The organism is Hephaestia sp. MAHUQ-44, from assembly GCF_023806085.1.
Lineage (GTDB): Bacteria > Pseudomonadota > Alphaproteobacteria > Sphingomonadales > Sphingomonadaceae > Sphingomonas.
Map to the genome: position 1 here is coordinate 122,218 of NZ_JAMSLX010000006.1, position 23,815 is coordinate 146,032.

The window sequence follows — 23,815 nt, forward strand, 5'->3', positions numbered from 1 at the left end:
TGGGTCGCTACGCTTCGCGTACCGCCACGGGCGCGGCCACGGCGGCGACCCGACGAATCAGGGGCCGGCCTCCTTTCGGAAACCGGCCCCTGCCCTCGTTACGCTACGAGAGGGAAGGCGGCTGCCGCTTCGCGGCAGTATCCGGGATTATCGGCGCTTAACGGCAGTACCGGGGGTTATCGGCACGATCGATCGCGCGGCCGGCGAGCGCGCCGGCGCCGGCGCCGAGCACGGTGCCGAGAGTCTTGTCGCCGCGACGGCCCACGACCTCATGGCCGAGCAGCCCGCCCGCGATCGCACCGATCACCGTTCCGCCGTCGCCCTTGTCGCACCGCTGATACGCGCGGCGGCTGGCGTGGCGGCGATAATCGCGCCGGTCGTGGTTGCGATAATTGTGGCCGCGATAGCGCTGATCGTAATCATGGCCGCGATACTGGGAATGGCGCGACTGCGCCTCCGCAGGCGTCGCGGGCACCAGCGTCATCGCCCCCATCACGATGGCCGCGCCAGCCAGCGACATGATCTTGAGCTTCTTCAGCATTGTTGTTCTCCTTGCATCATCGTGTCCCAGGCGATGGCGCGGTTATCGCTGCTCGGGCTTGAGCCGGTCCTGAATGCCCGCGTTATCTGCCGTTCAGGTAACGACCGGCCCGATTAGCGGTGGCCACGCGAGCGATCGCCGCTATGAGGTCGCCGATGCGCATCCTGTTCGTTGTCCTGATCGCGCTCGTGTTCGTGCCGGCGTGGAGCGGTGCGCCGCGGCTGCCGCTGCTCGGCGCGCGCGCGGTGATCCACAGCAGCCCCGTGGCGTTGGTCGCCGGGCAGCCCGAGGTGACGCGCATCGGGCAGCTCGAATGGCTGGGCGGCGTATCGCTCACCAGCCCCGATCCGGCGTTCGGTGGATTCTCCGCGATGCACGTCGCGGGCGATCGCTTCACGCTGCTCAGCGACGGCGGCAATGTCGTCCGGTTTCGGATGGGGCGTGACGGGCGGATTGCCGATCCGCAGTTCATCAACCTGCCCGACGGCCCCGGTGCGGGCTGGGAGAAATTCGATCGCGACAGCGAATCGCTGGCGGTCGATCCGGCCACCGGCGATCATTGGGTCGGGTTCGAGAACAGCAACCAGATCTGGCGCTACGACGCGGCGTTCACCCGCGCATTGGGCCATGCCGTGCCGCCCGCGATGCAACACTGGCCCGAAAACGGCGGTGCCGAATCGATGATCCGGCTGGCATCGGGCGGCTTCATCGTGATCGGTGAAATGGCGCGCTGGCCCAAACGCCGCAACCGCGTCGCGCTCCGGTTCGACGGCGATCCGATCGCCACGCCCAACCGGGGTTTCCGATTCGGCCTCGTCGTGCCCCCCGGCTTCGCCCCGAGCGATGCGACCTTGCTGCCCGACGGGCGCATGCTGGTGCTGCTGCGCCGATTCGCGCTGCCCTACAGCTTCACGGTCAAGCTGATGCTGGTCGATTCGCGGCGGATCGCGCCGGGTGCGATGCTCGAGGGCACCGAGATCGCCACCTTCGCAGCGCCCTATATCCACGACAATTTCGAAGCAGTGGCAGCGACGCGCGAGGGCGACGACACGATCCTGTGGATCGCGTCGGACGACAATCAGTCGATCCTGCAGCGCTCGCTGCTCTTGAAATTCCGGCTGATCGAGCCGGCGCCGCCCAGCGACGCCGGCGATCGCGGGCTTACGCCGACGCGGTAAGCTTCTTGGCGATGTCGCGCTTGAGGCGGCGTGCCTTGAGCGACAGCTTGTCGTCGTTGGTCTTGACCAGCCAGTTGTCCAGTCCGCCGACATGCTCGACCGAACGAAGCCCGTGCGTCGAAACGCGCAGCTTGACGCTGGTCTCCAGCGCTTCGGACATCAGCGTCACGTTCTGCAGGTTCGGCAGAAAGGTGCGCTTGGTCTTGTTGTTGGCGTGGGACACGTTGTTACCCACCTGACGGCCCTTGCCGGTCAGTTCGCAAATGCGCGACATCGCTTGAAATCCTGTATTCTCGGGTTCCCGGAAAGGCTGGGCCGATACCCGCATTACACGGCGTGGTCAACCAGCACGCGCAACTACTCGCACCGTTACGACGTTCTTACGGGGTCGATTCGACATAGCGGGAGAAGATTGATGCGTACCCTACTCGTCCTACTCGGCCTTGTCGTCGTCGCCATTGTCCTGCTGATGGCGTTCGGGATGATCGATATCGATCAGACCAGAACCGCGCAATTACCCAAGGTCACGATCGAAGGCGGCCAGGCGCCGCAGTTCAAGGCCGATGTCGGCGGCATCGGTGTCAGCACCGAGAACAAGACCGTCGCGGTCCCGACGCTCGAGGTCCGCAAGGCCGACAACAATGTGGCGCCCGCGCCCGCCCCATAAGCGCACGCGGCCCGCCAAGGCTGCCGCCCGGCGCGGATCGTGCTATCTGGCCCGCGATGGTGGCCAGGATGACCAGCCCGATGCGCGCCGCGCTCGATGCGGCCGAGGATGCAGCACGCGCGGGCGAAGTGCCTGTCGGCGCGGCGGTGGTGCGCGACGGCGTGATCGTCGCGGTCGCCGCCAACGCCCCGCGCGCGCTGAGCGACCCCACCGCGCACGCCGAAATGCGGGCGATTCGCGCGGCGGCGCAAGCGCTCGGCACCGATCGGCTCGAAGGCTGCGATCTGTGGGTGACGCTGGAGCCGTGCGCGATGTGTGCGGGCGCGATCGCCCACGCCCGGATCGCGCGGCTCTATTACGGGGCGAGCGACCCCAAGGGCGGCGCGGTCGAGCACGGCCCGCGCTTCTTCACGCAGCCGACCTGCCACCACCGGCCCGACATCTATAATGGCATTGGCGACCGCGAGGCGGCGGCGCTGCTCCGCGATTTCTTTGCCGCGCGACGCGAGGATTAGGCGATTCGCCAGAGCATTTTCGCGTCAGATGGACTCACCTTACGTCTCGGAAAATGCGGAAAACGAAAGACAATTAGAGCAAGCCGAGCGCGCGCAGCCCGATCAGCACCCCCGCGACAGCGAGTACCCCGCAGCACGCATGGCGAATCACCCGCAGCGGCAACGCTTTCCACGCCGCTTCCCCCATCAGGGCGGCGGGCACCATCACCGCGAGCGCGCCCAGCGTTGCGCCGACAAAGGCCAATGCGGGAATCGGCGTGCGCGCGGCCAGTGCGAAGGTGATGAATTGTGTGCGGTCGCCGATTCCGAGCGCCAGCAGCGCGAGCAGGCTGGTCAGCAGTGCGCCGAATCGCGAATCGGGCAGGGCATCGGGCGCCTTCAATGGAAACACCGCCGCCGCGCCCGCCGACACCAGCGCAAGCGCCAGCAGCAACGTGCTCGCTTCGGGAGTCAGCATCGGCCCGATCACCGCGCCGGCTGCGGCACCAAGGCCGTTGATGACGACGATCGCGACCACCAGCGCCGTGACGACGGGCACCGGCCGCGCGAATCGGCTGCCGAGCAGCGCCGCGCACCACGGCGTGCGATCGCTGGCCTGCGCGAAAAGCGCCGCGACCAGCGCGGCCATCAATGCATCCACGACGCCACCCCGTCAGTGGGCAAGGCGGACCGAGCAGGCGGCGGCATAAGCGTCGCATGCCGGTAAATCGAATCGGTCGCAGCCGATCGCATCGTGCAGGATCGAGAGCCAGCCGTGAATCAGCGCCCCGCGCTCGCCCTCGGCCAGCGCCGATCCGAGCATCTGCGCGACGGTGACCGCGGGCAACAGGCCATGCGATTGCGCGATTCGGCGCACGTCGTCGAGCGCGCCGGCCAGCGCGCCCGCGCTCTCCCGCTCGGCCATGCGGTCGATCGCTGCGATTCGCGCCGCGAGGTCTGCCCTGATATGGTCGATCCCGATCTGCCGTTGCATCGTCCCACCTCCAGCCTTTGGCCGCCTTGGGAACCGATGATGCGCCATCATGGTAAACCGGCGGTAAACGAACGGAGCAGGCGCGCCCATGCATCGTCTCACCTTCTGGATCGCGCTCGGCATCGCCATCGGCGCGGGCGCCGCGCAAATCCTCGGCGAACCGGCATGGATCTTGGCCGGTGGCGCGCTCGGCGCGGTGGGCTGGCTGGTGGCGCGACAGCGGCGCAACCGCGGCGAATCCGGCCCCGAGACTTGACAACAGCCCCCGTAATGGCGCATCCGCGCGGCCATTGAGGAGCGGCGGACGCGCGTTCGCCGCTTTTCCTGTTTCACGCACACAGCCTATTTCACAGGAAGTCAGGTCATGGCCAAGCCGACCACCGTCAAGATCAAGCTCGTCAGTTCGGCGGACACGGGCTTTTACTATGTCACCAAGAAGAATCCCCGGAACCAGACCGAGAAGCTGACCTTCCGCAAATACGATCCCGTCGTGCGCAAGCACGTCGAGTTCAAGGAAGCCAAGATCAAGTAATCCGCCACCGGCGGGTTCTTCGGCCCCGGCAGCGGCCGCGGCCCGGTATCGAACAAGCCGCGAGCGCTGGCGCGCTGCGCGGCTTTGTCATGCCTCGGCGCCGGCGATCAGCGCGTTGACCTCGTCGACGAAACGCATCAGCGAAATCGGCTTGGACACATAGGCATCGGCGCCCGCCGCGCGGATGCGTTCCTCGTCCTCGCGCCCGGCATAAGCGGTGACTGCCATGATCGGCACCCGGCGCAGCCCCTCGTCGCGCTTGAGTTCGCCGATCAGTTCATAGCCGCTGACGTGCGGCATCTGGATATCCATCACGATCAGGTCGGGTTCGAACGCGCGCGCGCGCTCGATCGCCTCGCGGCCGTCGCGCACGGGCTCGGCCGCGAACTCGTGCGCGCGCAGCAGATCGCAGAACAGCTTGAGATTGAGTTCGTTGTCCTCGACAACGAGCACCCTTTTTGCCACGTCCGGCTCTTCCCCCGACTTGAGGCGAAGATGTAGGCGATGCGCCCGCGCGACACAATCGAACACGACGCAACCGCGCTCGCGCTGCACGCGCTGGCCTGGACGCTGGCCGAACCCGACCGCGCGGCCCGCCTGCTCGCGCTGACCGGGCTCGACCCGCAGGCGCTGCGCACCCGCGCGGGCGACGCCGCCGTGCTCGCGGCCGTATTGGGATTCCTCGAAGCGCACGAGCCCGATCTGATCGCGTGCGCCGATTCGATGGGCGTGCCGCCTGCCGTATTGGTCGCCGCGCGCGCCACGCTGGAGACCGTATGAAACCGCTGCTGATCTGCGATTGCGACGAGGTATTGCTCCACATGGTCCGCCATTTCGGGACGTGGCTGGGCGAGGCGCATGCGATCGATTTCGCCCCCGACGGCGGCGACTTCGCCAATTCAATGACGCGGCGCGATGGCACGCGGCCGAGTCGCGAGGAGATGTGGGGGCTGCTCGGCGGGTTCTTCCCGCATCAAATGCACCGCCAGACGCTGGTGCCGCACGCGCGCGAGGCGCTTGCCCTGCTCGCCGAAACCGCCGACATCGTGATCCTCACCAACCTGGTCGACGATTGCCGCACCGCGCGGATCGATCAGCTCGCGGCGTTCGGGATCGCGCACCGCGTCGAATGCAATCAGGGCGGCAAGGGCCGGCCGGTGGCGCGGCTGGTCGCCGAATATGGTGCCCCCGTCGCGGTGTTCATCGACGATCTCGCGGTTCACCACGAATCGGTCGCGCGGCACGCGCCGCAGGTCCACCGGCTGCAGATGGTTTCCGAACCCGATCTCGCGCCCAGCGTCCCGCCCGCGCCGCACGCCCACGCCCGGATCGACGATTGGCGGCCCGCGCAGGCATGGATCCTCGATCGCTTCGCCGCCGGCACCGCTGCCGAGGCTTGACCGCCGCCCCGCGCGGGTGTTGATCGCCGCAATGACCGATCGAATCGACCGCAAGCTGCGCGAGCTCGGGCTCACGCTTCCCCAGGCCGCCGCTCCTGTCGCGGCCTATGTGCCGACCGTCGAGACGGCGGGGTTGCTCCACATCTCAGGGCAGCTCCCGTTTGACGACGGCGCACTGATGACCGGGCGACTCGGCGACGATCGCGATCTCGATTACGGCTACAAGGCCGCGCAACGCTGCGCGCTGATGCTCGTCGCGCAGATGCAGCAGGCGCTGGGTGGGCTCCATCGGGTCGGCCGGATCGTCAAGCTGGGCGTGTTCGTCAATTCCGCCGCCGATTTCACCGACCAGCCCAAGGTCGCCAACGGCGCGTCGGAGCTGATGCTCGCGCTGTTCGGCGATGCCGGCCGCCACGCCCGCAGCGCGGTCGGCGTGCCGTCGCTGCCGCTCGGCGCCGCGGTCGAGATCGATGCGATCGTCGCCATCGCCCCGGGCGACGGCGCGGTTTAAGCCGCTCGGACCAAGCTGACGGCCCGCGATCGGAATCGGAAACGGCAGCAAGACTGGCATAATTGCGCGCGATGCCCCATATACGGGCCATCGCGCCGTCCTTTTCGAGCATGGCAGCGACTGAGAGATCATCATGCTCCCGCCCAACGGCGGCAGCGTCTTCTGCCTTCGCGGCGCCTTTTGCCCGGCGCGCACCGTCGATTTTCCGGCCTTGCTGTCGGGATCGACGCACAACGCGCGCGCAATCGAGCAGCACGCATTACCGAAGGCAGCGGCTCCACGGCGATGGCCTCTCGCTCATTTTAGAATGGGAGATGCGCATGTCACGCGCCGTCAACATCGATGCAACCGAAGCCAGAGTGGTCAAGATGGCCGCGCGCCACAACGCGACCATCAGCGCGATCGAGCCGTTGCTTCCCCGCGGTACCCGCGCGGTGTTTACGAATATCGAGGACGCGCGCACGATCGCCGAGGCCTTCGGTCGCAAGGTATTGACCGGCGCCGTCACGCGGATGCCGACCCGGCCGCACCACAGCTACTGACGCACTACCCGGCGTGCATGGCAATTGCCCGCCTCTTTCGGGAGCCGGGCGCACCGCTTACGCGTTGGTGTTGCCATGCACGCCTTCGCCGCGCTTCTCGATTCGCTCATCTACACGCGCTCGCGCAACGCCAAGCTCAGGCTGATCGGCGATTATCTCGTCGCTACCCCCGATCCCGATCGCGGGTGGGCGATGGCGGCGCTGACCGGCGACCTCGACCTCAAGGCGGTCAAACCCGCGCTGATCCGTACGCTGATCGAAGAGCGCGTCGATCCGATCCTGTTCCGGATGAGCCGCGATTATGTCGGCGATACGGCCGAAACCGTGGCGTTGCTGTGGCCGGGCGATCGCGACGGCGCAGGCGAGGACCTGCGGCTGGCGGCGGTGATCGACCAGCTCGCCGCGCTCTCGCGCTCGGATGCGCCCGCGGTGATGGCGGAGCTGCTCGACCGGCTCGATACCGACGGGCGCTTCGCGCTGCTCAAGCTCGCGACCGGGGGCTTGCGGATCGGCGTATCGGCGCGGCTCGCCAAGACCGCGCTCGCGCAGGCCTTCGGTCTCGATGTCGACGCGGTCGAGGAGGTGTGGCACGGCATCGACGCGCCTTATGCGCGGCTGTTCGCCTGGGCCGAAGGCCGCGCGAACCAACCGACCGCCGCCGACGTTCCGGTCTTTCGCCCGTTCATGCTCGCGCATCCGATCGGCGACGCGCGTGTCGACCTCGCCGATTATGCCGCCGAGTGGAAATGGGACGGGATTCGCGTCCAGCTCGTCCATGTCGCGGGCGAGACCCGGCTCTACAGCCGCGCGGGCGACGACATCACCGCCAGCTTTCCCGATGTCGCCGCCGATTTCCGCCTGCCGGGCGCGCTCGACGGCGAATTGCTCGTCAAGGGCGCGGCGCAGGGCGGTGGGCTTGGCGAGGGCGCCGGGGCCGCAAGCTTCAACGCGCTCCAGCAGCGGCTTGGCCGCAAGCAGGTGTCTCACCGGATGCTGGCCGAATTTCCGGCCTTCGTGCGGCTCTACGACGTGCTGTTCGACGGCAGCGAGGATGTTCGCGACCTGCCCTGGAGCACGCGCCGGCAACGGCTCGAAGCCTTGGTCGCGCGGCTCGATCGCAATCGCTTCGACCTGTCGGTCGTCATCGACGCCCCCGATATCGACGCGCTCGAAGGCCTGCGCGCGGGCGCGCGCGACGCCGCGATCGAAGGCGTGATGCTCAAGCGCCGCGATTCGCCTTATGTCGCCGGGCGCCGTACCGGCTTGTGGTACAAGTGGAAGCGCGATCCGCTCGTGGTCGATTGCGTGATGATGTACGCGCAGCGCGGCAGCGGCCGCCGCTCGTCCTTTTATTCGGATTACACCTTCGGCTGCTGGAGCGAGGACGGCACCCTGCTCCCGGTCGGCAAGGCCTATTCGGGGATCACCGACGCGGAACTCAAATTCCTCGATCGCTTCGTGCGCACCCACACGGTCAACCGTTTCGGCCCGGTGCGCGAGGTCGACAAGACGCTGGTGCTCGAGATCGCGTTCGATTCGGTCCACGCCTCGTCGCGGCACAAATCGGGGGTCGCGATGCGTTTCCCCCGGATCAACCGCATCCGCACCGACAAACCCGCCGCCGAAGCCGATCGGGTGGCGACTCTCGCGGGGCTGGTGACCTGAGCCACCGCCGCGTCGGACGGCGCAACCAAACCGGCTCGCCGATGGTTGAGCGCGTAACAATCAAGGGGATTTGCCATGCGTACGTCGATACTTGCCACCGCGTTTCTGGTTGCCGCCGCCGCGCCCCTCGGCGCCTGCGCGGGGGACAATGGCGGGCTCTTCAGCTCGGGGGACCGCGTTTACAACCAGGATACCGTCAATCGCGGCGCGCGCGACGGCGACCGCATCTACCGCGATCGCGACGGCCGTTATTATTGCAAGCGCGAGAACGGCACCACCGGCACGCTGGTCGGCGCCGGCGCCGGCGCACTGTTGGGTAACCTGATCGCGCCGGGTGGCTCCAAGACGATCGGCACGATCCTCGGCGGTGCCGCGGGTGCCGTCGGCGGGCGGGCGATCGACCGGGCGGATCTCGCCTGCAAATAAGCTGATCGTGAGGGATTAGGCGGCGCCCGTCGGCAACGACGGGCGCCGCCGTCTTTTGATAGCGGCGCGCAGGCAATGACCGCGCCGATGCTGGGGTCGCTTTGGCGAGCCCTGCCGTCCGAGCCGCCGGGCGATTCCATCCGGCACGAAATCGCTCTAACGAACGGCCATGTCGCCGCTCACCCTCGCTTCGATCCTGATGATCGCGTCGGGATCGATCCACGCGATCGTCAATGCGATCGTCAAGGGCGGCCGCGACAAGATGGCGGCTCGCGCGCTCACCGACGGATCGAGCGCGATCATCCTGCTGCCGGCAACGCTGTTCGTGCCCTGGCCGACCGGCGCCTGGGGCTGGATCGCGGCGAGCGCGGTCATCCACGGCTTCTATCTGTTCGCCTTGATCCGCGCCTATCAGATCGGCGATCTCTCTGCCGTCTATCCCGTGATGCGGGGCACCGCGCCGCTGCTGACCGCGCTCGTGACGTTGGGCCTCTTCGGCGAGCCCGCGACGGCGCAGGAAATCGCGGGGATCGCCATCGTCGGCGCGGCGATGTTCATCATGATGGGGGGACGCCATGTTCAGCCCGGCGCGCTGGGCTGGGCCTTGCTCACCGGCGTTTTCATCGCGAGCTATACCGTCATCGACGCGCACGGCGTGCGCGCGGCGCCGACGCCGGCAAGCTATATCGTCTGGCTGTTCGTGACGATGGGCGGCGTCGTCGTGGCGATGTTCGGGATCGTCTCGCGCGGCGCAATCTTCGCGAGCGCGGCGCGGCAATGGAAGCCCGGCGCGATCGCGGGGGCGCTATCGATCGTGACCTACGGCATGGCGCTCTGGGCATTCGCGATGGGCCCCACCGCCTTGCTCGCAGCGCTGCGCGAAACCGGCATGGTGACCGCGCTGGTGATCTCGGTGCTGTGCCTCGGCGAGCGCGCGACGCCCGGCCGTATCGCCGGCGTGCTCGGCATTCTTGCCGGCGCGGCGCTGATCCTGAGCGGCTAGAGTGATGTCGAGCCGGATGAAGTCATCTGGCGGCTCGGAAATAACGGCGAACAAAAGATAACCCCGCGACGATCCCGTTCGATCGGACGATCGGGTTCGTTCGCGCCGGACCTTGCTCTCTCTTTGCCGGCCGCGGTCGATGATCGCGATTTGCGAATCGCGGGGTGCTGCCATCCGGCTCGAAATGCGCAGGACAAAGAAAGAGCCCGGCGCGTCCATGCGCGCCGGGCTTCCTCTCCCTAACCCCGCTGGATCAGATCGACTGCAGGTTCACCGCTGCATGTTTGCCGCGGCGATCGACCTCGAGTTCGAACTCGAGCCGGTCGCCTTCGTTGAGCGTCGCCAGACCTGCGCGCTCGACCGCCGAGATGTGAACGAACGCATCGGGCTGGCCATCGTCGCGCTGGATGAAGCCGAAGCCCTTCATGGCGTTGAAGAACTTGACCGTGCCGGTCGCCTTCTCGCCGGTAAGCTGCCGCTGCGGACCGCCACGGTCGCCGTCGCGATCACGCGGCGGGCCGCGATCCTCGATCGGCATCGGCTCACCGTCGATCTTGAGGTCGGTCGCCGAAATGCGGCCACCACGATCGACCAGCGTGAAGCTGAGCGGCTGGCCTTCGGCCAGACCGGTCAACCCCGCCTGTTCGACCGCGGAGATGTGAACGAACACATCCTCGGCGCCATCGTCGCGGACGATGAAGCCGAAGCCCTTCTGGCCGTTGAAAAACTTGACGGTGCCCGATCCCTCGCCAACGACCTGCGGGGGCATCCCCCCACCGCCGCCGCCGCGGAAACCGCCGCCACCGCCGCCGCCGCGGAATCCACCGCCGCCGCCGCCGCCGAATCGGTCACCACCGCCACCGAATCGATCGCCGCCACCGAAGCGGTCGCCGCCACCGAACCCGCGATCCTGGAACCCGCCGCCGAAATCGTCGCCACCAAAACTGTCGCGCTTGTCCCTGCCGCGCCCGCCGCGATCGCCGCGGCGTCCTTTGTCGAAACTCATGCCCTGCTCGTCTTCCCGACTTCGCCCAAATTCACCATCAAGAACCACAGCGTCGGACGACAAACGCAGGTCTTCGGGCGCTATCGTCTCGCGCCACATTCCCCGGCATATCCGAAAAGAAGGACAACAGCGAACAAATTCGTCTAAAATCACGTTCGCTTCACACCAATACTTGCGCAAGCGTTGCGCGAACGGCACAGGGCGTCGCTATGCCGATCGCAACCCTGCTCGCCGATCCCGCTGCCTGGGCCGCGCTCATCACGCTGATCGTGATGGAAGTGGTGCTGGGCATCGACAATCTGATCTTCATTTCGATTCTGTCGAACAAGCTGCCCGAAGCCCAGCGCAGCAAGGTGCGGCGAATCGGCATCAGCCTCGCGCTGATCATGCGGCTGGCGCTGCTGTCGATGATCGCCTGGATCGTGGGGATGACCGCGCCGGTATTCGATCTCGGCATCACCGGCGCGACCGGGAGCTACGGCGAGCCGTCCTTCGAGACCGCCTTTTCGATTCGCGACCTGATCCTGATCGCCGGCGGGCTGTTCCTGCTCTACAAGGCGACCAGCGAAATCCACGGCGCGATGCAGGGTGAGGATCATTCGGGCGCCGCCGCCACGCCGACCATCGCGGGCAAGGCGACGCTGGGCTTCGGCTCGGCGATCGTCCAGATCCTGATCCTCGACATGGTGTTCTCGATCGATTCGATCCTGACCGCGGTCGGCATGACCGACCATCTGCCGGTGATGATCGTCGCGGTGGTATTCGCGGTGGCGGTGATGATGTTCGCCGCCGATCCGCTCGGCAATTTCATCGCGCGCAACCCGACGGTGGTGATGCTGGCGCTCGGCTTCCTGCTGATGATCGGCGTGGTGCTGATCGCCGACGGCTTCGGCGTGCACGTGCCGAAGGGCTATATCTACACCGCGATGGCCTTTTCGGCCGGGGTCGAGATCCTCAACATCACCGCCCGGCGGCGCCGCGAGGCCAAGGCGGCCGACGGCAACCATTGAGCACGGCGCCGAACGGCGCTAGGCGGCAGGCATGACCGTCTATTTCCACGAAGAAGACCTGCCCGCCGGCGCGCTCGGCCCGGGCGCCATCGCCATCGACACCGAAACCATGGGGCTGATCACCCCGCGCGACCGGCTGTGCGTGGTCCAGATCTCGGACGGTGGCGGCGACGAGCATCTGGTGCGCTTCAACCCCGGCAGCGATTATGCCGCTCCCAACCTCAAGGCCGTGCTCGCCGATCCCGGCCGGCTCAAACTCTATCATTTCGCGCGCTTCGATCTCGCCGCGATCCGCCATTATCTCGGCGTCGTCGCGGCGCCGGTCTATTGCACCAAGATCGCCTCGCGCCTGGTGCGCACCTATACCGACCGCCACGGGCTCAAGGAGCTGGTGCGCGAATTGCTGGGGCAGGATATTTCCAAGCAGCAGCAATCGTCGGATTGGGGCGGGCCGGTGCTGTCCGAGGCGCAGCGCGATTACGCCGCGTCGGACGTGCGCTTTCTCCACGCGCTGCGCGAGGAACTCGATCGGCGGCTGGCGCGCGAAGGCCGCACGCATCTCGCCCAGGCCTGTTTCGATTTCCTCCCCGCGCGCGCCGAGCTCGATCTCGCCGGCTGGCCCGAGATCGACCTCTTCGCGCATGTTTGAGAGCGTTTCTGCTTTGCGGCACCGGCCCGCTCCCCCACCCGGCCACCCAACGGCAGTATCATATGGGTGGCCGGGTGGGGGAGCGGGCCGGTGCCGCTTCGCCATAGGCGCACATCATGTCTGAGATCGCCCGCCGGCAGAAAACCGCCCGGCAGATCTGGGCGGCGCCGGGCGGCAGCCATGATCGTGTGATCCAGGTGCTGCGCGTTGCACTGCCGGTCGCGATCGGCGTGCTCGCGGCGTTTCTGGCGATGGCACCGCTCTATATGCGCGGCGACGTGTCGTTCATTCTCGACAAGAACAAGGTCGATGTCGCCAAACAACGCATGAAGCTGCAATCGGCGACCTATCGCGGCGAGGACAATCGCGGGCGGCCGTTCGTGCTGGCGGCGGGGTCGGCGGTCCAGCGCAGCTCGGCCGAACCGATCGTCGAGCTCAACGATCTCGCCGCGGGCATCCGGCTGTCGGACGGCCCCGCACAGATCGTCTCGCCGGGCGGGCGCTACGATATGGAATCGCAGCAAGCCGCGCTCAACGGGCCGATCACGGTGCGCACCGCCGGCGGCTATACGCTCGATACGCACGACGCGACGGTCGATCTCAAGACGCATCGGATGACGAGCGACGGCGGCGTCACCGGCGCGACGCCGCAAGGCACGTTCCGCGCCGACCGCTTGAGCGCCGATCTCGAGAAGCGCACCGTGTCGCTCGATGGCAACGCGCACTTGCGCATCGTCCCATAAGGCAACAGATAGCACAGCCATGCCGCGCTCGCGCCTCCCGCTTGTCCTTCTGGCGCTCCTTGCGAGCGGCGCGGTCGCACAGTCGCGCCATAATGCGCGCGCGCCGATCGATTTCTCGGCCGCGCATATCGAGCTGCAAGACCGGGCGAATCGCGCGGTCCTGTCGGGCGCGGTCGTCGTCCGCCAGGCCGAGATGACGCTGCGCGCGGAACGCATGACGGTCGCCTACACCGGGCGCGTGCTCGACGGGTCGCCGCAGGTGTCCCGGCTCGACGCGGCGGGCGGCGTCACCGTGACCCGCCCGGATCAGAGCGCGCGCGGCAATTACGCGGTCTACGATCTCAACCGCCGAGTGATCACGATGATCGGCGGCGTCACGCTGACGCAGGGCGGCAACAACGTGAAGGGCGGGCGGTTGACGATCAACCTCGACAGCGGCCGCGCGGTGATCGACGGCGCCACCGCGGCGCGCGGCGGCACCGGCGCCACCGGCACCACCAGCCAGTCGAACGGCCGCGTCACCGGCCGGTTCTCGGTGCCCGATCGCGCTGCCGGCAGCCGCGACTGACCGGCAAAATGACGCGATGCGGCGCGTGCCCCTTTGCGAACCGGGGCCGATCGCCTAGATTCGCCTGAATCGCACATGCACGAACCCGCCAACAGCCGGGAATCGGGCCATAAAGTGCAGCAATCCCGCCAACGGGCCGCCCCGCACCGCCGGGGCGGGCAACCGCAGCGTGCATGAGGGCCGATGGACGACGTGACCATTCTCGACGAGATCGAACCGATCGCCGAAGCGCCCGTGCATGACGGCCTGGCGGCGATCTCGATCGCCAAATCGTACGACAAGCGCGTTGTGCTGACCGACGTCTCGGTGTCGGTCGGGCGTGGCGAGGTGGTCGGGCTGCTCGGCCCCAACGGGGCGGGCAAGACGACCTGCTTCTATTCGGTGATGGGGCTGGTGAAGCCCGATTCGGGCCGCGTATTGCTCGATGGCGAGGATATCACCGGGCTGCCCATGTATCGCCGCGCGATCCTGGGGCTCGGCTATCTGCCGCAGGAAACCTCGATCTTCCGCGGGCTGACGATCGAGAAGAACATCCTGACCGTGCTCGAACTCGCCGAACCCGACAAGGCCGCGCGGCAGGAACGGCTCGATCAGTTGCTCGACGAATTCGGGCTGACGCGGCTGCGCGATGCCCCCGCGATGGCGCTGTCGGGCGGCGAGCGGCGCCGCGCCGAGATCGCCCGCGCGCTCGCCGCCGACCCGTCGATCATCCTGCTCGACGAACCCTTCGCCGGGATCGACCCGATCTCGATCGCCGACATCCGCGATCTGGTGAAGGATCTGAAGCGGCGCGGCATCGGCGTGCTGATTACCGACCACAACGTCCGCGAAACGCTCGACATCGTCGACCGCGCCTACATCATCTACGACGGCCGCGTGCTGTTCTCGGGCTCGCCCGAGGAACTGGTGGCGGATACCAATGTACGGCGGCTGTATCTCGGCGAAGGCTTCTCGCTGTGAGTCTTTGGCTCGGCTATGCCGAGCGGGCGGCACCGGCCCGCTCCCCCACCCGGCCACCCATAGGATACTGGCGTTGGGTGGCCGGGTGGGGGAGCGGGCCGGTGCGGGGCAACAAGCAATGAGCCTCGGCCCCCGCCTCGATCTCCGGCAGACGCAATCGCTGGTGATGACGCCGCAATTGCAGCAGGCGATCCGCCTGCTCGCGCTGTCGAACCTCGAGATCGAAGGGTTCATCGCCGAGGAGTTGGAGAAGAATCCGTTGCTTGAAGCGGGCGGCGCCGACGACGACGGCCCGGCCGAACCGGTGGCCGCGGCGCGCGACGAACCCGCCGACACCGACGAATTGCTGCTGAGCGGCGATCCCTCGGGCGAGGCCGCGCTCGACGTCGATATCGCGACCGAGCGTTTCGCTGATTCGGCCGCCGACAATATGGGCGGGCTCGACGGCGCGCTCGGCATGAGCGGCGCGGCGAGCGGGGCGATGCCCGAGGACGGCCCCGATCTCGATGCCGTCGCCGAGCGCGCGACCAGCCTGACCGATCACCTGCTGGCGCAGGCCGGAACGGCCTTGTCGGGCCGCGACCTGCTGATCGCGCAGCATCTGATCGATCAGATCGACGAATCGGGCTATCTCACCGTTGCACTGCTCGACATCGCCGCCCGCCTCGGCGCGCCGCTGGCCGAGGTCGAGGCGGTGCTGGCGTGCATCCACAGCTTCGACCCGACCGGGGTCGGCGCGCGCAGCCTTGCCGAATGTCTCACGCTCCAGGCGAAAGAGGCCGATCGCTACGATCCGTGCATGGCGCGGCTGATCGAGCATCTCGATCTGGTCGCACGCGGCGATCTTGCGCGCTTGCGGCGGCTGTGCGCGGTCGACGACGAGGATCTCGCCGACATGATCCACGAATTGCGCGGCTACGATCCCAAGCCGGGGCTGCGCTTCGGCGGCGAGCCGGTGCAGGCGGTGGTGCCCGATCTGTTCATCGCGCGACGGCCGCCGGGCTGGGCGATCGAGATCAACGCCGCAACGCTACCGCGCGTGCTCGTCAACCGGCGCTATTACACCGAATTGTCGTCGGGCCCGCAGGACCGGCAATCGAAGGCATGGCTTTCGGAATGCCTCGCGAGCGCGAACTGGCTGGTCAAGGCGCTCGACCAGCGCCAGCGCACGATCATCAAGGTCGCCACCGAGATCGTGAAACAGCAGGAGGCGTTCTTCCTCAAGGGCGTCGCGCATCTCAAGCCGATGACGCTGCGCCAGGTCGCCGATGCGATCGAGATGCACGAATCGACCGTCAGCCGCGTCACCAGCAACAAATATCTCTCCTGCGCGCGCGGGCTGTTCGAGCTCAAATATTTCTTCACCTCGGCGATTCAGGCCGCCGACGGCGGCGACGCGGTGTCGGCCGAGACAGTCAAGAGCGCGATCCGCACGCTGATCGCCGCCGAAGACCCCCGGAAGATCCTCTCCGACGACACTTTGGTCGATCTGCTCAAGGCCAAGGGCTTCGATATCGCGCGGCGCACGGTGGCCAAATATCGCGAGGCGATGGGAATCGGCAGTTCGGTCCAGCGCCGCCGCCAGAAAGCGCTGGAGGGCGTGGGTTAGAGGGCGCGATCCACCCAATGAATCCGTTCGTGCTGAGCTTGTCGAAGCACCGTTCTTTCTCGCCGGTCCGCAGAGGAACGACCCTTCGACCAGCTCAGGGCGAACGCTCGGGCTAGGCTCCCTAATCGTCCTCATCCTCATACCCCACCAGCGCGAGCGCACGAGCCTTGATCTGGTGGGTGGCGCACCAATGGACCAGCGCGTCCTCGCGACCGTGGGTCACCCACACTTCGCGCGGCGCGATCTCGCGGATCGTCGCGGTCAATTCGTCCCAATCGGCGTGGTCGGAGAGGATCAGCGGCAGCTCGATATTGCGCTGCCGGGCGCGCTGGCGCACGCGCATCCAGCCGCTCGCCATCGCGGTGATCGGATCGGGCAGCCGCCGCGACCAGCGATCGCCCAGCGCCCCCGGCGGCGCGATGACGATCCGCCCCATCAGATCGGCCTTGGCCATGCCGGTCGCCGCACGCAGATCGCCGAGATCGACCCCGTGCGCGACATAGAGATCGCACAAGCGCTGCAACGCGCCGTGGATGTAGATCGGATCGTCATGCCCCATGTCGCGCAATTCGCGGATCACGCGCTGCGCCTTGCCGAGCGCATAGGCGCCGACCAGCACGCAGCGATCGGGATTGGCGCGGAGCCGGGCGAGCAGCTTGTCGATCTCGTCATGCGTCTCGGGATGGCGGAAAACGGGCAGCCCGAAGGTCGCCTCGGTCACGAACACATCGCACGGCACCGGCTCGAAACCCGCGCAGGTCGGATCGGGGCGGCGCTTGTAATCGCCCGAAACCACGATCCGCTCGCCGCGCCAGTCGAGCACGATCTGCGCCGAGCCGAGGACATGGCCCGCGGGCACGAACGTCACCGCGACATCGCCCAGCGTCACCGGCGCGCCATAGGCCATCGATACGCCGGTTTGCGGGCCGTAGCGCGCCTCCATGATCGCCAGCGTCTCGGGGGTCGCCCACACCGCGCCGTGCCCGCCACGCGCATGATCGGCATGGCCGTGCGTCACCAGCGCGCGCGGCGACGGTATGGCGGGGTCGATCCACGCCTCGGCGGGCGCCACGTAGATTCCGTGCGCATGCGGTTCGATCCAGTCGCCGAGCGTTGCCATCCTTCCTATATGATCGGGATGGCCGGCGGTTCCCACCTCGCATGACCGACCTTCCCGGCGTGCTCGCAACCTGGTTCGCGGAGCGCGGCTGGACGCCGCGGCGGCACCAGCGCGACATGCTCGATCAGGCGCGTGCCGGGCGCCACGCGTTGCTCGTGGCGGCGACCGGCGCGGGCAAGACGCTGGCGGGATTTCTGCCCACGCTCACCGAATTGATCGAGGCGCCGAGCGACGGGCTGCACACGCTCTACGTCTCGCCCTTGAAGGCGCTCGCGGTCGATGTGCAGCGCAATCTGCTTACCCCGATCGACGAGATGGGGCTCGATATCCGCGTCGAGACGCGCACCGGCGACACGCCGGGCGACCGCAAGGCGCGCCAGCGCGCGCGGCCGCCGCAGATCCTGCTGACCACCCCCGAATCGCTGTCGTTGCTGCTCTCCTATCCCGACAGTTTCACGATGTTCGCCGGCTTGAAAACGATCATCGTCGATGAGGTCCATGCCTTCGCCACCGGCAAGCGCGGCGATCTGCTCGCGCTGTCGATGGCACGATTGCAGCGGCTCGCGCCCGCGATGCGCCGCGTCGCCTTGTCGGCGACGGTCGCCGACGCGGATGCCTATCGCGCCTGGCTCGCCCCCGATGGGGACATCAACGCCGTCGCGCTGGTCGAGGGCGAGCCTGGCGCTGCGCCGGTGGTCGATATCCTGCTGCCCGAGGGCCGCGTCCCCTGGTCAGGGCATTCGGGGCGCTATGCCGCCGCGCAGGTGATGGCCGAGATCGAGACGCACAACACGACGATCGTGTTCTGCAACACGCGCAGCCTGGCCGAGCTGATCTTCCAGGATCTGTGGAAGGTCAATGCGACGACGCTGCCGATCGGCATCCACCACGGCAGCCTCGCGCGCGAGGCGCGGCGCAAGGTGGAAGCCGCGATGGCGGCGGGCAGGCTGCGCGCGCTGGTCGCGACCTCGAGCCTCGATCTCGGGGTTGACTGGGGCAATGTCGATTGCGTGATCCAGATGGGCGCCCCCAAGGGCGCGTCGCGGCTGCTGCAACGGATCGGACGTGCTAACCACCGCCTCGACACCCCCAGCGAAGCCCTCATCGTCCCCGGCAACCGCTTCGAATATCTCGAAGCGCGCGCCGCGCTCGATGCGGTCGCGGCGGGCGAACTCGATGGCGAACCGTTCCGCGCCGGCGGGCTCGACGTGCTCGCGCAGCATGTGATGGCGTGCGCGTGCGCGGCGCCGTTCGGCGAAGATGAAATGCGCGACGAGGTGCGGTCGGCCTTGCCCTATTCGGCATTGACCGACGACGCGTTCGCGCGCGTGCTCGGTTTCATCCGCGACGGGGGGTATGCGCTCAAGGCCTATGATCGCTTCAAGCGGCTAACGCAGGAGGCTGATGGAAGCTGGCGCGTCAGCCATCCACGTTTCATCCAGCAGCACCGGATGAACGCGGGGATCATCGTCGAGGCGACAATGCTCAGCGTGCGCTTCAGGAACGGCCGCAAGCTCGGCAAGGTCGAGGAGGCGTTCGCCGCGACACTCAGCCACGGCGACACCTTCTTCTTCGCCGGGCTGAGCCTTGAGGTCGAGAAGATCGATACCGAGGATCTGATCGTCCGCGCGACCAGCCGCCCCGCGCGCATCCCGACCTATGGCGGTGCGCGGATGCCGATCTCGACCAACCTTGCCGGGCGCGTGCGCACGTTCCTCGCCAGCCCGGCCAATTGGGGTCGCTTCCTCGACGATGTGCGCGAATGGCTGGAGATGCAGGCGCGCCGCTCGGTGCTGCCGCGTCCTGACCAATTGCTCGTCGAGACCTTCCCCCGCGAGGGGCGGCATTACATGGTCGCGTACAGCTTCGAGGGCTGGAACGCGCACCAGTCGCTCGGTATGCTGGTGACGCGGCGGATGGAAAGCCAAGGGCTCAAGCCGCTGGGCTTCGTCGCCAGCGATTATGCGATCGCGACCTATTCGCTCGATCCCGTCACCAACCCCGCGAGCCTGTTCTCGCCCGACATCCTCGAACACGAATTTGTCGATTGGGTGCAGCAATCGCACTTGCTCAAGCGCGCCTTCCGCGAGGTCGCGGTGATCGGCGGGCTGGTCGAGCGCCAGCATCCGGGCAAGCGCAAGACGGGCAAGCAGGTGACCTTCTCGACCGACCTGATCTACGACGTGCTCAGCAAATACGAGCCCGATCACCTGCTGCTCACCGCCGCCTGGGCGGATGCCCGCGCGAAGATGACCGATGTCGGTCGGCTCGGCGATCTGCTCGATCGTGCCGCCGCGACGATGGTCCACGTCGCCACCGATCGCGTGACCCCGCTCGCGGTGCCGGTGCTGACGCTGATCGGGCGCGAGCGGGTCGCGTCGGGCCTTGCCGACGACGCGCTGCTCGCCGAGGCCGAACTATTGGCGGCAGAGGCGATGCGGCCCGATCGAGGTTCAGCCGGATAAGAGATGGGACGGCGAACCTCTATTGTTGTGCCACCGTAACACGCGTATCTTGCGGCGATGCGCGACTTGGCGGCCTTGGCATTGGCCCTGGTCGCGACCCCGGCGGGCGCGCAAACGCTCGTTCCGCCGGCCGCGACCGCGAGCGAAACGACGCCGGCAGACGAGCTGGCGATGTTGATCGCCCTCGGTGATGCGGATGACCGGATGACCGTTCCGGTCTCGATCGGCGGCAGCGGCCCCTATGATTTCATCGTCGATACCGGTTCCGAACGCACCGTGATCTCGCGCCAGCTTGCCAAGGTACTCGATCTCCAAGCCGGGCCGCAGGTGCGGATCACCGCGATGACCGGCACAAGCATGGCGGGAACGGTGCACGTCCCCGCCCTCAACGTCAGCAAATTGCGCCACGAGGATGTGACGGCACCCGCGCTCGAAGGGTTCAATATCGGCGCGCCCGGCATGCTCGGGCTCGATGTATTGCAGGGCCGCAGCGTCATCATCGATTTCGACCGGAACGAGATGATGGTGACCCGACCAGGCCGGTCGGACGGCTTCAGCAGCAGCGGCGGCGACATCGTCGTCTATGCCAAGAGTGCCTACGGCCAGTTGATCGTCACCAACGCGCGTTATCACGGCAAGCGAATCGCGGTCGTCATCGATACCGGCTCACCGCTGACGGTCGGCAATTCGGCACTGCGCGCGATCATGCGGCAGCCACCGCACCCGCTCGGCGTGATCTCGATCCTGTCGGCGACCGGGGGCTATCTCTACGCCGATTACACGACCGTCGATCAGATCGAGATCGGCGGCATCGCGTTTCGAAATGTCGGCGTCGCCTTTGCCGATGCCGCGCCGTTCGCCCGGTTCGGCCTGTCCGATACGCCCGCGCTACTGCTCGGCATGGATTCGCTCCGCCTGTTCCGCCGCGTCAAGATCGATTTCAAGCACCGCTCGATCCATTTCGACCTCCCGCGCACGCCCGGTTACCGCAACTGGTGAGCGGCGCGAGGGAGCGGGCCCGGGGCCGCCTGACACCCTCTAAACCGTTACTTGCTCGCCCAGCTCAAGCACTTTGCCGGGCGGGATGTTGAGGAATTCGGTCGGGTCTGAAGCGTTCCGCTGCAGGAACATGAAGATCCGATCCTGCCACAAGGGCATGCCCTCGCTCTTCGACGGCTTCAATGTGTTGCGCCCGATGAAGAACGACACCTTGGTCGAATCGACCACGACCTGTTTGCGATCGGTCTCCAGCCCCAGCGCACGCGGCACGTCGGGCGATTCCATGAAGCCGTAGGTCAGTGTCACGGTCGAGAAATTGTCGTCGAGCCGCGTCGTCCTGATGCGCTCGTCGAGCGGCACGAACGGGCGGTCGGCCGTGTTCACCGCGACGATCAGATTCTGCTCATGGAGCACCTTGTTGTGCTTGAGGTTGTGGAGCAGCGCCCCCGGCGCACTATCGGGATTGGCGGTGAGGAACACCGCAGTGCCCTCAACCCGCTCGGGAGGCCGGCGTGAAAGTGCGGCGGCCAACTCGGCCATCGGAATCGAATTGCGGCGCTCGAACACGTGGACGATGCCGCGCCCGCGCACCCAGGTCGCAATCAGCAGCCCGATGAACGCCGCGACCAGCAGCGGCACCCAGCCGCCCTCGACGACGCGCAGCAGATTGGCGGCGAGCAGGATGCAATCGAGCACGAAGAATGGCGCGAACATCACCAGCGCGCGCCGATAGCCCCAGCGCCAGCGTTGACGCACGACGATATAGGCAAGCGCCGTCGTCACCGTCATCGTCCCGGTGACGGCAATGCCATAAGCGGCCGCCATCCGGGTCGATTCGCCGAACTGGACGAGCAGGATGAGCACGCCTGCCATCATCAGCCAGTTGACGGCGGGCAGGTAGATTCGCGTCGTCCCGTCGGCGACGGTGCGGCGTACGCGCAGCCGCGGCAGCAGCCCCAATTGGCTCGCCTGCTGGGTAAGCGAAAAGGCGCCGTCGATCGCCATCTGGCTGGCGATCACCGTCGTCAACAAGGCGAGCAGCACCAATGGAATCCGCGCGGCGGGCGGCGCAAGCAGGAAGAACCAATTGTCGTTGGTGAACGGCACTCCGGCGGCGGCGGCCTGATCGAGCGAGGTCAGCGCGAGCGCGCCCTGCCCCAGATAATTGAGCGCGAGCGCAGGGAGCACGATCGCGAACCAGCCGAGCCGGATCGGCGCGCGTCCGAACCGGCCCATATACGCCGTCACCGCCTCGGCGCCGGCCACCGTCAGGATCATCGCCCCGAGCACGAAGAAACCAATGATGCCGTGATGCATGAGGAACGTTGCCGCGTACCAGGGCGAAAAGGCCCGCACGACCACCGGGTTGTCGACGACATGCCACAGCCCGAGCGCAGCGATCACCCCGAACCAGATCAGGCAGACGGGCCCGGCGAGGCTGATGAGACGGCGCTGCCCGCGCACCTGCGTCGCGAACAGCGCGATCACGATCGCGATCGTCAGCAACAGCGCAACCCCCTGCCCGACGCCCGCGCCCGGAATCGTGCGGATGCCTTCGGAGGCTGCGAGCACCGACAAAGCAGGAATGATGATTGCGTCGCCGTAAAACATCGCCGCGCCGATCGCGCCGAGGATCAACGCGGCGCGACCACGCTTGCCCGTCACCCGTCGCGCGACCGCCGCCAGCGCGAGCACCCCGCCCTCGCCTTGGTTGTTCGCACGCATCAGCACGACGACATATTTGATCGAGACGACGACGATCAGCGACCACATCGCGAGGCTGAGCACCCCCATGATCTCGTCGCCGCCGATTCGCCCGCCCATTTGCGCCAGCACGTCGCGGAAGGCGAAGATCGGGCTGGTGCCGATGTCGGCAAAGACGATGCCCAGCGCGCCCAGCGTCAACGCCACACGCGTGCGGCTCGGCTCGGCGGGACGGCTATTGGCGGCGATGCTCGAAATAGTGCGTCCCCTGCTTTCAGAACCGCCTTCTAGGCGTTCGCGGCCGCGCTGTCAGCGCCCCGCCGCATCGCCATTGATCGCCGCCGGCGCGCGCGGCATAGCAGCCACATGGTTCACTTTTCGTTCGCCGGCCACGAACTCGTCGCGCTGCGCGAAGGCGCGCTGTTCTGGCCGGCGCGCGGCGCGCTGCTGCTCGCCGACCTGCACCTCGAAAAAGCGAGCTGGTTCGCGCGCGCAGGGCAGATGCTGCCGCCTTATGACTCGATCGCGACGCTCGCTGCGGTAACCGCGCTCGTCGAGCGGATCGCCCCTACCGAAATCTGGTGCCTGGGGGATAGTTTTCACGATTCGGACGGAAGCACCCGACTGTCCGGTCGCGCGCGCGCCATGCTGGCCGCGCTCACCGCGCAGCGGCGCTGGGTCTGGATCGCGGGCAATCACGATGCCGGCGTCACCGATCAAGGCGGCGGCGAGATCATGGCCGAGGCCGAGGTCGGCGGGCTGGTGCTGCGCCACGAAGCGTCGCCCGGCGAAACACGACCCGAACTGTCGGGGCATTTCCATCCCAAATTGCGGCTTATGCGGCACGGCCGCCACGTCGCACGACGCTGCTTCATCGCGAGCACGACCAAGCTGATCCTGCCCGCTTTCGGCGCGCTGACCGGCGGGCTCGACGCGAACCATCCCGAAATCCTGCGCGTGGTAGGCGCGGGCGCCGAAGCATTGGTTCCACTCGACGATCGCCTGCTGCGCTTCCCGATCGCAGCCTGA

General features: G+C 67.4%; 29 protein-coding genes. 21 read left to right on the forward strand and 8 right to left on the reverse strand.

What is annotated here, in order from left to right; translation table 11 throughout:
- Window positions 1–157: 157 nt before the first annotated feature.
- The gene (locus NFE57_RS08600) at window positions 158–541 is read right to left on the reverse strand and encodes a glycine zipper 2TM domain-containing protein (RefSeq protein ID WP_252135156.1); all 384 of its coding nucleotides are present in this window, start codon (window positions 539–541) and stop codon (window positions 158–160) included.
- A gap of 143 nt (window positions 542–684) precedes the next feature.
- On the opposite strand from NFE57_RS08600, the gene NFE57_RS08605 reads away from it, so the two are divergent.
- A complete protein-coding gene (locus tag NFE57_RS08605) occupies window positions 685–1,719 on the forward strand; it encodes an esterase-like activity of phytase family protein (protein ID WP_252135157.1) in 1,035 nt (344 codons plus the stop codon).
- Here the strand turns inward: NFE57_RS08605 and rpmB are convergent.
- The gene (gene rpmB, locus NFE57_RS08610) at window positions 1,703–1,993 is read right to left on the reverse strand and encodes a 50S ribosomal protein L28 (RefSeq protein ID WP_252135158.1); all 291 of its coding nucleotides are present in this window, start codon (window positions 1,991–1,993) and stop codon (window positions 1,703–1,705) included. The two genes, NFE57_RS08605 and rpmB, sit on opposite strands and share 17 nt — an antisense overlap.
- A gap of 141 nt (window positions 1,994–2,134) precedes the next feature.
- Here rpmB and NFE57_RS08615 point away from each other — a divergent pair, with 141 nt between their 5' ends.
- Complete coding sequence (locus NFE57_RS08615; protein WP_252135159.1) at window positions 2,135–2,386, forward strand: hypothetical protein; 252 nt, start codon at window positions 2,135–2,137, stop codon at window positions 2,384–2,386.
- 80 nt (window positions 2,387–2,466) lie between these two features.
- Window positions 2,467–2,901 carry a nucleoside deaminase gene (locus NFE57_RS08620; RefSeq protein WP_382280128.1) on the forward strand — a complete coding sequence of 145 codons (435 nt, stop codon included), beginning with the start codon at window positions 2,467–2,469 and terminating at the stop codon, window positions 2,899–2,901.
- Window positions 2,902–2,974: 73 nt separating this feature from the next.
- Here the strand turns inward: NFE57_RS08620 and NFE57_RS08625 are convergent, their stop codons facing one another.
- Together NFE57_RS08625 and NFE57_RS08630 are read right to left on the reverse strand one after the other, a co-directional pair.
- Complete coding sequence (locus NFE57_RS08625) at window positions 2,975–3,529, reverse strand: TMEM165/GDT1 family protein (protein ID WP_252135161.1); 555 nt, start codon at window positions 3,527–3,529, stop codon at window positions 2,975–2,977.
- A gap of 24 nt (window positions 3,530–3,553) precedes the next feature.
- Window positions 3,554–3,874, reverse strand: a complete 321-nt coding sequence (locus NFE57_RS08630) for a hypothetical protein (protein WP_252135162.1) — start codon at window positions 3,872–3,874, stop codon at window positions 3,554–3,556.
- An 88-nt stretch (window positions 3,875–3,962) separates the two neighbouring features.
- Between NFE57_RS08630 and NFE57_RS08635 the strand changes: the two genes are divergently transcribed.
- Together NFE57_RS08635 and rpmG are read left to right on the forward strand one after the other, a co-directional pair.
- The gene (locus NFE57_RS08635; protein WP_252135163.1) at window positions 3,963–4,130 is read left to right on the forward strand and encodes a hypothetical protein; all 168 of its coding nucleotides are present in this window, start codon (window positions 3,963–3,965) and stop codon (window positions 4,128–4,130) included.
- Between the two features lie 108 nt (window positions 4,131–4,238).
- Window positions 4,239–4,406, forward strand: a complete 168-nt coding sequence (gene rpmG / locus NFE57_RS08640) for a 50S ribosomal protein L33 (protein ID WP_252135164.1) — start codon at window positions 4,239–4,241, stop codon at window positions 4,404–4,406.
- 87 nt (window positions 4,407–4,493) lie between these two features.
- On the opposite strand, the gene NFE57_RS08645 is transcribed toward rpmG, so the two are convergent.
- On the reverse strand, window positions 4,494–4,871 hold the full coding sequence (locus NFE57_RS08645) for a response regulator (RefSeq protein WP_252135165.1): 378 nt from the start codon (window positions 4,869–4,871) through the stop codon (window positions 4,494–4,496).
- 39 nt (window positions 4,872–4,910) lie between these two features.
- On the opposite strand from NFE57_RS08645, the gene NFE57_RS08650 reads away from it, so the two are divergent.
- The 7 genes from NFE57_RS08650 (at window position 4,911) to NFE57_RS08680 (ending at window position 9,953) form a co-directional block, all read left to right on the forward strand.
- Window positions 4,911–5,186: a DUF3572 family protein gene (locus tag NFE57_RS08650; protein WP_252135166.1), complete on the forward strand. Its 276-nt coding sequence runs from the start codon at window positions 4,911–4,913 to the stop codon at window positions 5,184–5,186.
- Window positions 5,183–5,806 (forward strand): HAD family hydrolase, encoded by a 624-nt coding sequence (locus NFE57_RS08655; protein ID WP_252135167.1) that lies wholly within the window; start codon window positions 5,183–5,185, stop codon window positions 5,804–5,806. Before NFE57_RS08650 ends, NFE57_RS08655 begins: the two co-directional genes overlap by 4 nt.
- A 31-nt stretch (window positions 5,807–5,837) precedes the next feature.
- Window positions 5,838–6,317, forward strand: a complete 480-nt coding sequence (locus NFE57_RS08660; RefSeq protein ID WP_252135168.1) for a RidA family protein — start codon at window positions 5,838–5,840, stop codon at window positions 6,315–6,317.
- A gap of 320 nt (window positions 6,318–6,637) precedes the next feature.
- Window positions 6,638–6,859, forward strand: a complete 222-nt coding sequence (locus NFE57_RS08665) for a hypothetical protein (protein ID WP_252135169.1) — start codon at window positions 6,638–6,640, stop codon at window positions 6,857–6,859.
- A 75-nt stretch (window positions 6,860–6,934) separates the two neighbouring features.
- Window positions 6,935–8,524 carry a cisplatin damage response ATP-dependent DNA ligase gene (locus tag NFE57_RS08670; RefSeq protein WP_252135170.1) on the forward strand — a complete coding sequence of 530 codons (1,590 nt, stop codon included), beginning with the start codon at window positions 6,935–6,937 and terminating at the stop codon, window positions 8,522–8,524.
- Window positions 8,525–8,599: 75 nt separating this feature from the next.
- Complete coding sequence (locus NFE57_RS08675; protein ID WP_252135171.1) at window positions 8,600–8,950, forward strand: glycine zipper 2TM domain-containing protein; 351 nt, start codon at window positions 8,600–8,602, stop codon at window positions 8,948–8,950.
- Between the two features lie 169 nt (window positions 8,951–9,119).
- Entirely contained in the window at window positions 9,120–9,953 is an 834-nt protein-coding gene (locus NFE57_RS08680) for an EamA family transporter (protein ID WP_252135172.1), read from the forward strand.
- A gap of 253 nt (window positions 9,954–10,206) precedes the next feature.
- Here the strand turns inward: NFE57_RS08680 and NFE57_RS16675 are convergent, their stop codons facing one another.
- Entirely contained in the window at window positions 10,207–10,959 is a 753-nt protein-coding gene (locus tag NFE57_RS16675; protein ID WP_286207743.1) for a cold-shock protein, read from the reverse strand.
- 209 nt (window positions 10,960–11,168) lie between these two features.
- On the opposite strand from NFE57_RS16675, the gene NFE57_RS08700 reads away from it, so the two are divergent.
- The 6 genes from NFE57_RS08700 to rpoN all read left to right on the forward strand — a co-directional run bounded on the left by NFE57_RS08700 (window position 11,169) and on the right by rpoN (window position 16,498).
- Window positions 11,169–11,969 (forward strand): TerC family protein, encoded by an 801-nt coding sequence (locus NFE57_RS08700; RefSeq protein WP_252135173.1) that lies wholly within the window; start codon window positions 11,169–11,171, stop codon window positions 11,967–11,969.
- Between the two features lie 31 nt (window positions 11,970–12,000).
- Window positions 12,001–12,618 carry a ribonuclease D gene (locus tag NFE57_RS08705; RefSeq protein ID WP_252135174.1) on the forward strand — a complete coding sequence of 206 codons (618 nt, stop codon included), beginning with the start codon at window positions 12,001–12,003 and terminating at the stop codon, window positions 12,616–12,618.
- 116 nt (window positions 12,619–12,734) lie between these two features.
- Window positions 12,735–13,361, forward strand: coding sequence for an LPS export ABC transporter periplasmic protein LptC (gene lptC / locus NFE57_RS08710; protein ID WP_252135175.1), 627 nt, complete (start codon window positions 12,735–12,737; stop codon window positions 13,359–13,361).
- 19 nt (window positions 13,362–13,380) lie between these two features.
- The gene (locus NFE57_RS08715; RefSeq protein WP_252135176.1) at window positions 13,381–13,929 is read left to right on the forward strand and encodes an LptA/OstA family protein; all 549 of its coding nucleotides are present in this window, start codon (window positions 13,381–13,383) and stop codon (window positions 13,927–13,929) included.
- 183 nt (window positions 13,930–14,112) lie between these two features.
- The gene (gene lptB / locus NFE57_RS08720; RefSeq protein WP_252135177.1) at window positions 14,113–14,889 is read left to right on the forward strand and encodes an LPS export ABC transporter ATP-binding protein; all 777 of its coding nucleotides are present in this window, start codon (window positions 14,113–14,115) and stop codon (window positions 14,887–14,889) included.
- A gap of 118 nt (window positions 14,890–15,007) precedes the next feature.
- Complete coding sequence (rpoN, locus tag NFE57_RS08725; RefSeq protein WP_252135178.1) at window positions 15,008–16,498, forward strand: RNA polymerase factor sigma-54; 1,491 nt, start codon at window positions 15,008–15,010, stop codon at window positions 16,496–16,498.
- Window positions 16,499–16,619: 121 nt separating this feature from the next.
- On the opposite strand, the gene NFE57_RS08730 is transcribed toward rpoN, so the two are convergent.
- Window positions 16,620–17,618: a ligase-associated DNA damage response exonuclease gene (locus tag NFE57_RS08730; protein ID WP_252135179.1), complete on the reverse strand. Its 999-nt coding sequence runs from the start codon at window positions 17,616–17,618 to the stop codon at window positions 16,620–16,622.
- A gap of 41 nt (window positions 17,619–17,659) precedes the next feature.
- On the opposite strand from NFE57_RS08730, the gene NFE57_RS08735 reads away from it, so the two are divergent.
- Both NFE57_RS08735 and NFE57_RS08740 read left to right on the forward strand, forming a co-directional pair.
- A complete protein-coding gene (locus NFE57_RS08735) occupies window positions 17,660–20,083 on the forward strand; it encodes a ligase-associated DNA damage response DEXH box helicase (protein ID WP_252135180.1) in 2,424 nt (807 codons plus the stop codon).
- Between the two features lie 57 nt (window positions 20,084–20,140).
- Complete coding sequence (locus NFE57_RS08740) at window positions 20,141–21,082, forward strand: aspartyl protease family protein (protein ID WP_252135181.1); 942 nt, start codon at window positions 20,141–20,143, stop codon at window positions 21,080–21,082.
- A 39-nt stretch (window positions 21,083–21,121) separates the two neighbouring features.
- On the opposite strand, the gene NFE57_RS08745 is transcribed toward NFE57_RS08740, so the two are convergent.
- Window positions 21,122–22,993 (reverse strand): potassium transporter Kup, encoded by a 1,872-nt coding sequence (locus NFE57_RS08745; RefSeq protein WP_252135182.1) that lies wholly within the window; start codon window positions 22,991–22,993, stop codon window positions 21,122–21,124.
- Between the two features lie 159 nt (window positions 22,994–23,152).
- On the opposite strand from NFE57_RS08745, the gene pdeM reads away from it, so the two are divergent.
- Window positions 23,153–23,815, forward strand: coding sequence for a ligase-associated DNA damage response endonuclease PdeM (gene pdeM, locus NFE57_RS08750; RefSeq protein WP_252135183.1), 663 nt, complete (start codon window positions 23,153–23,155; stop codon window positions 23,813–23,815).

Bases quoted from the DNA above. Each gene is read 5' to 3' on its own strand.
- NFE57_RS08615 (WP_252135159.1), top strand. From the start codon at position 2,135: ATGCGTACCCTACTCGTCCTACTCGGCCTTGTCGTCGTCGCCATTGTC.
- NFE57_RS08625 (WP_252135161.1), bottom strand. From the start codon at position 3,529: ATGGCCGCGCTGGTCGCGGCGCTTTTCGCGCAGGCCAGCGATCGCACG.
- NFE57_RS08665 (WP_252135169.1), top strand. From the start codon at position 6,638: ATGTCACGCGCCGTCAACATCGATGCAACCGAAGCCAGAGTGGTCAAG.
- lptB (WP_252135177.1), top strand. From the start codon at position 14,113: ATGGACGACGTGACCATTCTCGACGAGATCGAACCGATCGCCGAAGCG.
- NFE57_RS16675 (WP_286207743.1), bottom strand. From the start codon at position 10,959: ATGAGTTTCGACAAAGGACGCCGCGGCGATCGCGGCGGGCGCGGCAGG.
- rpmB (WP_252135158.1), bottom strand. From the start codon at position 1,993: ATGTCGCGCATTTGCGAACTGACCGGCAAGGGCCGTCAGGTGGGTAAC.
- NFE57_RS08735 (WP_252135180.1), top strand. From the start codon at position 17,660: ATGACCGACCTTCCCGGCGTGCTCGCAACCTGGTTCGCGGAGCGCGGC.
- NFE57_RS08655 (WP_252135167.1), top strand. From the start codon at position 5,183: ATGAAACCGCTGCTGATCTGCGATTGCGACGAGGTATTGCTCCACATG.
- lptC (WP_252135175.1), top strand. From the start codon at position 12,735: ATGTCTGAGATCGCCCGCCGGCAGAAAACCGCCCGGCAGATCTGGGCG.
- NFE57_RS08660 (WP_252135168.1), top strand. From the start codon at position 5,838: ATGACCGATCGAATCGACCGCAAGCTGCGCGAGCTCGGGCTCACGCTT.
- NFE57_RS08620 (WP_382280128.1), top strand. From the start codon at position 2,467: ATGCGCGCCGCGCTCGATGCGGCCGAGGATGCAGCACGCGCGGGCGAA.
- pdeM (WP_252135183.1), top strand. From the start codon at position 23,153: ATGGTTCACTTTTCGTTCGCCGGCCACGAACTCGTCGCGCTGCGCGAA.
- NFE57_RS08680 (WP_252135172.1), top strand. From the start codon at position 9,120: ATGTCGCCGCTCACCCTCGCTTCGATCCTGATGATCGCGTCGGGATCG.
- NFE57_RS08705 (WP_252135174.1), top strand. From the start codon at position 12,001: ATGACCGTCTATTTCCACGAAGAAGACCTGCCCGCCGGCGCGCTCGGC.
- rpmG (WP_252135164.1), top strand. From the start codon at position 4,239: ATGGCCAAGCCGACCACCGTCAAGATCAAGCTCGTCAGTTCGGCGGAC.
- NFE57_RS08675 (WP_252135171.1), top strand. From the start codon at position 8,600: ATGCGTACGTCGATACTTGCCACCGCGTTTCTGGTTGCCGCCGCCGCG.
- NFE57_RS08740 (WP_252135181.1), top strand. From the start codon at position 20,141: ATGCGCGACTTGGCGGCCTTGGCATTGGCCCTGGTCGCGACCCCGGCG.
- NFE57_RS08670 (WP_252135170.1), top strand. From the start codon at position 6,935: ATGCACGCCTTCGCCGCGCTTCTCGATTCGCTCATCTACACGCGCTCG.
- NFE57_RS08700 (WP_252135173.1), top strand. From the start codon at position 11,169: ATGCCGATCGCAACCCTGCTCGCCGATCCCGCTGCCTGGGCCGCGCTC.
- NFE57_RS08635 (WP_252135163.1), top strand. From the start codon at position 3,963: ATGCATCGTCTCACCTTCTGGATCGCGCTCGGCATCGCCATCGGCGCG.
- NFE57_RS08650 (WP_252135166.1), top strand. From the start codon at position 4,911: ATGCGCCCGCGCGACACAATCGAACACGACGCAACCGCGCTCGCGCTG.
- NFE57_RS08730 (WP_252135179.1), bottom strand. From the start codon at position 17,618: ATGGCAACGCTCGGCGACTGGATCGAACCGCATGCGCACGGAATCTAC.
- NFE57_RS08715 (WP_252135176.1), top strand. From the start codon at position 13,381: ATGCCGCGCTCGCGCCTCCCGCTTGTCCTTCTGGCGCTCCTTGCGAGC.
- rpoN (WP_252135178.1), top strand. From the start codon at position 15,008: ATGAGCCTCGGCCCCCGCCTCGATCTCCGGCAGACGCAATCGCTGGTG.
- NFE57_RS08605 (WP_252135157.1), top strand. From the start codon at position 685: ATGAGGTCGCCGATGCGCATCCTGTTCGTTGTCCTGATCGCGCTCGTG.
- NFE57_RS08600 (WP_252135156.1), bottom strand. From the start codon at position 541: ATGCTGAAGAAGCTCAAGATCATGTCGCTGGCTGGCGCGGCCATCGTG.
- NFE57_RS08630 (WP_252135162.1), bottom strand. From the start codon at position 3,874: ATGCAACGGCAGATCGGGATCGACCATATCAGGGCAGACCTCGCGGCG.